The organism is Synechococcus sp. (genome assembly GCF_982614295.1).
Genome location: NZ_CEXBMR010000064.1, coordinates 1 through 6,035, shown reverse-complemented (window position 1 = coordinate 6,035; position 6,035 = coordinate 1). Strand labels below are relative to the sequence as shown.

The following is a 6,035-nucleotide window of genomic DNA, read 5'->3' as shown; positions in this document are numbered from 1 at the left end:
TGGTTAACGCCGAAAGGCGTACCTGATGGGGTTAGCCAGGCAACGCAAAATATTTCTTTGGGCTTCAGGCCTCAGCACTGCCGGTTCCTTTGCAGGACTCACCGCCAAAGGTTGGGTATTGATGAATGGCACCAGCAATCCTTTGGTGCTGGCCCTGCATTTCGCTCTTCTTTCATTGCCAACCCTGCTTTTCAGCGGCCCTGCAGGGGTGCTAACAGATCGCCACGGCTGCGAAAAAGTGCTTGTGTGGTCGCAGTGGGGGCTCCTGGCGGGGGGCAGCCTTGGGGCGATCGCAATCCCAATTAGCAGCGGTTCCAATCAAGCCTTGTTGTTGTTACTTAGCACCTTTGCAGTGGGTATCGCCAGCGCCTATGAATTAACGGCCCGCAATAAATATTGCGCACTTCTTGTGGATCAGCCACAGCAACTTGGCCCTTATCTCACAAGCTTTTCTGTGGTGTTCAACGTTGGTAAATTAGTGGGCCCGCCTATTGGTGGTTGGCTGGTGGCCTTCACAGGCCCTTCCCTGGCATTACTGCTTGATGCCAGCACCTACCTACTTCCAATTGCCACGGTTGTGTGGTTGCTGAAGCCCCGCGGCGATCAAGAAAAACGGAGCGCCGCAGGCAGTGCCGCCAGCCTTGGGGCCGCTTGGCGCGGTTGTGGCCTACCCATCAGGCAGGCTCTCACGTTTACTGCTTTGTTCTGTTTGGTGGGGTTTTTTCACCCTGGCTTAGCACCATTCATGGCCTTCAAACTGGTGGGCCCTAGCCCCCAAGATTTAGGCCTTTTTACCAGCATCCTTGCGGCAGGGAGCATCACTGGCGGCCTTGTGCTGCAAAAGCGCAGCCTTTGGTTAAGCCAGCGCCCTGGATTGCTTCTGGGTAGCTGCGGATTATTAACGGCACTTGGCCAAATCGGTATCGCCATCGGCGGACATCCTTGGTGGAGCCTGGCTATGGCTTTTGTTATTGGCGCTGGCACCGCAGTGTTGTTATCGGGGCTAAATCTGATCTGCCAAGTAGGAACAGCTCAAGAACTGCGCGGCAGAATGGCCGGCCTGGCTCAGATCGCTTTTCTTGGTGGAGGTGGCATCAGCGGCCTATTGGCTGCTGGAATCACAATGGAGCGTGGGCTTGGCTTTTGCTGCGGTTTGCTTGGGGCAATTGGCGTGGTGCTTGCCGCAGCCGAACTGTGGCGTTTTGGCGGGCAACAACTAAAATTGGTTGAATAACTGCTCTTTTGAGATCACTTAAATCAATTTGATCGCTTTAAGCAGCTTTGTGAGCACAAAAGCCGCAGTAAAGCCGGCGCCAAGTAAGCCCACATAAAAGACGATTCCCATGGCAGCAGCACTAATTGCTATCTATTACAGCAGAAGCCTAAGCGGTTTGGGGGAGCTGTTATCTGCTGGAACCGACTAAGGTTCTGCGACTACCCCTACAGCCATGCGTACTCTTTTCGTATATCCCGAATTCCCAAAAACCTTCTGGAGCTACGAAAAGATCCTGGAGCTTGTAAACCGCAAGGTTTTATTGCCTCCCCTTGGGCTCGTAACCGTTGCCGCGTTGCTACCTCAACACTGGCAGATGAAGCTGGTGGATCGCAACGTTAGGGAAGTAACGGAGGCGGAATGGAATTGGGCGGAGCTTGTGGTGATCTCCGGGATGATCGTGCAGAAATCCGATATGGCTGCCCAAATAGCAAAAGCAAAGGAACGGGGTTTACCCGTTGCTGTAGGTGGCCCTTTTGCCAGTTCTACCCCCGATGCGCCGGAATTAAATCTGGTGGATTTCAAAGTGCTTGATGAAGGGGAGATAACCCTGCCAATGTTTATTGAGGCGATCGAGAGAGGTGATACAAGCGGCAGATTTAGCTCAAACGGCGAAAAGCCAGATGTAACTTCTACCCCTGTGCCGAGATTCGATTTACTTGAGCTAGATGCTTACGATTCGATGAGTGTGCAGTTTTCAAGAGGCTGCCCATTTCAATGCGAATTTTGTGACATTATTGTTTTATATGGTCGCAAGCCGCGTACAAAAAATCCAGAACAATTAGTTGCTGAATTGCAAGCCCTTTACGACCTCGGTTGGCGCCGTTCTATATTTTTAGTAGATGATAATTTTATTGGTAATAAACGCAATGCTAAGTTGCTATTACCTGCAATGCGAGATTGGTTAAGTGAGCGTGGTTATCCCTTTAGCTTTGCAACGGAAGCATCGGTTGATCTCGCTGCAGATGATGATTTACTACAGCTGATGGCTGAATGCAGATTTGAATCGGTGTTTCTTGGTATCGAAACTCCAGATGAAGCAAGTTTATCGGTGGCAGGAAAACACCAAAACACCCGCAGCTCCCTTGAAGAGGCCGTGGATCACATCACTTCCTATGGCATCAGGGTGATGGCTGGATTCATTATTGGTTTTGATGGAGAGCTTGCAGGAGCAGGTGATCGCATCGTGCGCTTTGTGAGCCTCACAGGTATTCCAGCCGCAATGATGGGTATGTTGCAAGCACTACCTAATACAGGTTTGTGGCACCGCCTTGAAAAAGAGGGCCGTTTAATCCAAGAAAAAGCAGACGCCAAAGGTGTAAATCAAACAAACCTATTAAATTTTGTGCCCACAAGGCCAATTCGTGAAATTGCGAACGAATATGTGCAAGCTTTCTGTGAACTCTATGAACCCAATGCATATATCGATCGTGTAACTCATTACTATTTAAAAATGGGTAAGCCCCGCTGGCATTCATTTTATAAATCAGAAAAGTCTGATATTTCTCGCCTACCTAGCCTCACAGATATACGCGCCCTATCAATTGTGATATGGCGCCAAGGGGTTAAACGCAACACTAGATTCCGTTTTTGGAAATCTTTAGCCACAATTGCCATGCGCAACCCACAATTACTGGAGCAGTTTCTTGTGGTGTTAGCCCATAATGAACATTTCCAAGAATATCGTGGTGTGGTAACTAAAGAAATCCAAGATCAAATGCTGGCACTACCTCCAGAACCACCAGCAGCGGCTGAACTCAACAGAGAATTACAAACTGCTTAATTTAATTTATTATCATTAATCTTGGATGTAATCGGTATTTGTTTCTAAGCAATACTCAGCTTTTTGAAATTCTCTGCCAAGGTATAATGCATGATCTAAGCTGCTGATTGGCAAAGGATTTCCTGCTTCTGTGATAGCAATTCCTAATTCTTTAGCGCTGCGTCCTTTAAAAATGTGAATTGGTTTCCTTGGGCCACCGCCTTTACATGCAAACACTTCTCCGGTAGCCGGATCGGTTGCTAAACCTTGATCATTAATATTATTGCTAAACCACTCTGCAAGCAGTTCCCCCCGAACACGATCTAGTTTTATCAATAGATATCCCTGAGGATCTAATTTTATAGAGCGGTTCGATAATTCTGTATCAAGTGAAATACGATCTTGCGCACTAAAAGCTGCCACTAATTCCTAACGATTCCATGTCATTCTGCCTGTTAAAGGGAAGTTCCGCATTTATTGCTTCTATTTCCTCAAGCTGATGTGCGTTGGCGAGAGGCAACCAGCGATCGATTATGGCGCCAAATTCCGGTTCATACCAGCGATGCAAGCTGGCGTGGGATTTAGCGATGAAGCCACGCCTGCGTTTGTGGCTGCCGCCAGCACCCGGATCAAAGTAACTAATTCCAGCGCCAATAGCCCATTCAATCGGCGCGTAATAACAAACTTCAAAATGTAGATTTTCCAATTCCAGTTCCGAGCCCCAATAGCGCCCCCATAACTTGTTTCCCTGTTGCACGCACAAGCTCATCGCCAAGGGATTCTGGGGATCTTCTCCATTCGGATGGGCGCTAAATAACACTAGATTTTCAACCAATTGCTGAGCTGCAAGTATAAAGAAATCTTCTGTTAAGTATTTGCTACCCCACATGCCCCAGCGGCGGCAATGATCTTCATAAAAATGATGCATCTTACCTAAAAGTGGTAATGTTATAGATTCGCCAGAAATTGGTGTAACTATTAAACCAGCCTCTTGCACAGCCTTGCGCTCGCGCTTAATATTACGGCGTTGATTTGCATTGAAACTGGTTAAATAATTGCTGAAGTTTTCATAACCTGGGTTACTCCATAAGCTTTGTTGATTTAGCCAGGTGCTGCAACCAGCAGCTTCAGCGAAGGGCTGCCAAGTGGGATCAACATATAAGAAATTACAACTTAATATTTTATTCCGCTCACAAAAACGATCAATTAATTCCATCAACAGAAGCGTTAACACTTTGGGATCCTCTCCCGGGGCAATGAAAAAGCGATAACCCAAAACTGGGCTCAAAGGGCTCATCCCCACAAGCTTTGGGTAGTAACGCAAACCCAGCTGAGAAGCGAGCTGGGCAAAAGATTGATCAAATACAAATTCTCCATAGCTGTGGCCCTTTAGGTAGAGGGGTGCTGCCGCAACCAAGGCATCGCCGCGCCACACACTGAGATGGCAGGGTTGCCAGCCTTGTTTGGATTCAATGCTGCCGGAGCGCTCTAAGGCCTCAAGCCAATGCCAGCGGTAAAAAGGCAGCTCATATTCCCGCACCAAAAGGTCCCATTGCTGCTGAGGAATTTCCGCCAACTGCCGATGCCACCTGGCTTCTAAAGCTGAATCCAGCACCACAGATAAAAAACTTGAAGTTGAGACAAACGCTAATCAGCTTCCCGCTTACTGCGGGTTTACGCGATGATAAAAAGCATGTGAGGTGAAGCAAAATCGTGGTTTTACCATTGTTGCAAATATCGCTTCTACAACTACCGCTCCTGCTGGCGCAGCTGACAGGTTCGGGGGGAATCATCTTGAATTTGATGCGGCCTCAAGTGGAAGCACAGATGACCCGGGAATGCGAAAAAGCAATGGGTACAGTTGAACCCGATTTCACTGCTTTTCGTAGCCTTTGCAGCGAAATTGCACGGCCCGCCAGTGTGTGCGTGGTTCAAGAGATAGAACGCAATGGCACAATTTTGCAGGTGGCAGTAGAAGCCCTCGGGGGGAAACCAGGGCCTGAAAGTATAAAAGTAGCAGCTGTATGTATCAGCCGCTTATTAGAAACAGCACGCTCCAGTTGGGATCAGCAGTTTCCAGCTCGTTAACAATCTTCCTTTAACTTGTATCTAACCAATAATTCAGATGCACCCAATTCTCTAGCCTCCACCAACTGCCAAGCTTGTGCTGGAAGTTCAAAATTTGGCGGCAACCAATGCTGCTTTCCACCAAGCAGCAAGGGGCAAAGCGTTAGCTGAAGCTCATCCACCACGCCAGCGGCCAAAAGGCTTGCCGTAAGTTCAGCCCCCCCTAGCAACAGCAGGTTTTTCACCCCTTCTGCCGCCAAGGACTGCTTAAGTTGCGGCCAGGGGCCCAAGGGAAAAAATCGCTCAAACCCAGGCGCCTTTATCCCTGCAGGCGCCAATAACCATCGGGCGAAGGGTTGCTGCCAAAAGGGCCAATCGGGCTCAATTCCCAGCGGTGGATTGCTCCGACTAATCAGCAGCAACGGCGGCTGAACTGATTTATTTAATTGTTTGCGCTCCTCTAAAAGATCAAGTTGATGAATCAGGCAGCTGCTGCGGTGGGCCCTCAAGGTGCCTGCCCCCATTAAGCAACAATCCGCCCAAACCAGTGCCTCTTCCAGGGCGCGCCGATCTCCAACATTCCCTAATTTTGCTGCCCCCCCAGAGGGGGGCGCTAAGCGCCCATCCATGCTGATGGCCAGCACCAAACGCAGGCTCACACCAGGGCCGCTTCTGCATAAATAACAGCTGCATTATTTGGACTTTCCTGCAAATGAATCTTATGCAGCGCCGCTCCAATCGCTGCAATTGGTTGATTTAAACGATCAGCAATATGCAAAGCAATGTTTTCAGCTGTGGGCACGCAATCAACAAAAAACGGCACATCTTTATTTAAAAAGGTGTGATCAAAAGGTTCCACAACTAAATCCTGCACCAATTTTTGCAATGCAGCTAAATCACAAACCATGCCGCTGCGAGCATCAATTTCGCCCC

General features: G+C 48.7%; 8 protein-coding genes. 3 read left to right on the top strand and 5 right to left on the bottom strand.

Annotated elements, in window-relative coordinates; translation table 11 throughout:
* The first annotated feature begins 25 nt into the window (after positions 1-25).
* Entirely contained in the window at positions 26-1,234 is a 1,209-nt protein-coding gene (locus tag AC2JC8_RS09315) for an MFS transporter (protein ID WP_484401101.1), read from the top strand.
* 18 nt (positions 1,235-1,252) lie between these two features.
* Here AC2JC8_RS09315 and petL read toward each other — a convergent pair whose 3' ends face one another.
* Positions 1,253-1,345: a cytochrome b6-f complex subunit PetL gene (gene petL / locus AC2JC8_RS09310; RefSeq protein WP_484401102.1), complete on the bottom strand. Its 93-nt coding sequence runs from the start codon at positions 1,343-1,345 to the stop codon at positions 1,253-1,255.
* A 103-nt stretch (positions 1,346-1,448) separates the two neighbouring features.
* Between petL and AC2JC8_RS09305 the strand changes: the two genes are divergently transcribed.
* Entirely contained in the window at positions 1,449-3,056 is a 1,608-nt protein-coding gene (locus AC2JC8_RS09305; RefSeq protein ID WP_255133107.1) for a B12-binding domain-containing radical SAM protein, read from the top strand.
* A gap of 15 nt (positions 3,057-3,071) precedes the next feature.
* Here the strand turns inward: AC2JC8_RS09305 and AC2JC8_RS09300 are convergent, their stop codons facing one another.
* Entirely contained in the window at positions 3,072-3,458 is a 387-nt protein-coding gene (locus AC2JC8_RS09300; RefSeq protein WP_484401104.1) for a DUF4346 domain-containing protein, read from the bottom strand.
* A complete protein-coding gene (locus tag AC2JC8_RS09295) occupies positions 3,445-4,653 on the bottom strand; it encodes a GNAT family N-acetyltransferase (protein WP_484594593.1) in 1,209 nt (402 codons plus the stop codon). The genes AC2JC8_RS09300 and AC2JC8_RS09295 overlap by 14 nt, the downstream gene beginning before the upstream one ends.
* A gap of 95 nt (positions 4,654-4,748) precedes the next feature.
* Between AC2JC8_RS09295 and AC2JC8_RS09290 the strand changes: the two genes are divergently transcribed.
* Positions 4,749-5,123 carry a hypothetical protein gene (locus AC2JC8_RS09290; protein WP_484594592.1) on the top strand — a complete coding sequence of 125 codons (375 nt, stop codon included), beginning with the start codon at positions 4,749-4,751 and terminating at the stop codon, positions 5,121-5,123.
* Here the strand turns inward: AC2JC8_RS09290 and AC2JC8_RS09285 are convergent.
* The gene (locus AC2JC8_RS09285; protein ID WP_484594591.1) at positions 5,120-5,761 is read right to left on the bottom strand and encodes a RibD family protein; all 642 of its coding nucleotides are present in this window, start codon (positions 5,759-5,761) and stop codon (positions 5,120-5,122) included. The two genes, AC2JC8_RS09290 and AC2JC8_RS09285, sit on opposite strands and share 4 nt — an antisense overlap.
* On the bottom strand, positions 5,758-6,035 hold a 278-nt coding region (locus tag AC2JC8_RS09280), incomplete at its 5' end, for a 6-carboxytetrahydropterin synthase (RefSeq protein WP_484594590.1). The genes AC2JC8_RS09280 and AC2JC8_RS09285, both read right to left, overlap by 4 nt.

What these genes read in the sequence shown, in the direction of transcription:
- AC2JC8_RS09315 (WP_484401101.1), top strand. Translation starts at nt 26, where the DNA reads ATGGGGTTAGCCAGGCAACGCAAAATATTTCTTTGGGCTTCAGGCCTC.
- petL (WP_484401102.1), bottom strand. Translation starts at nt 1,345, where the DNA reads ATGGGAATCGTCTTTTATGTGGGCTTACTTGGCGCCGGCTTTACTGCG.
- AC2JC8_RS09305 (WP_255133107.1), top strand. Translation starts at nt 1,449, where the DNA reads ATGCGTACTCTTTTCGTATATCCCGAATTCCCAAAAACCTTCTGGAGC.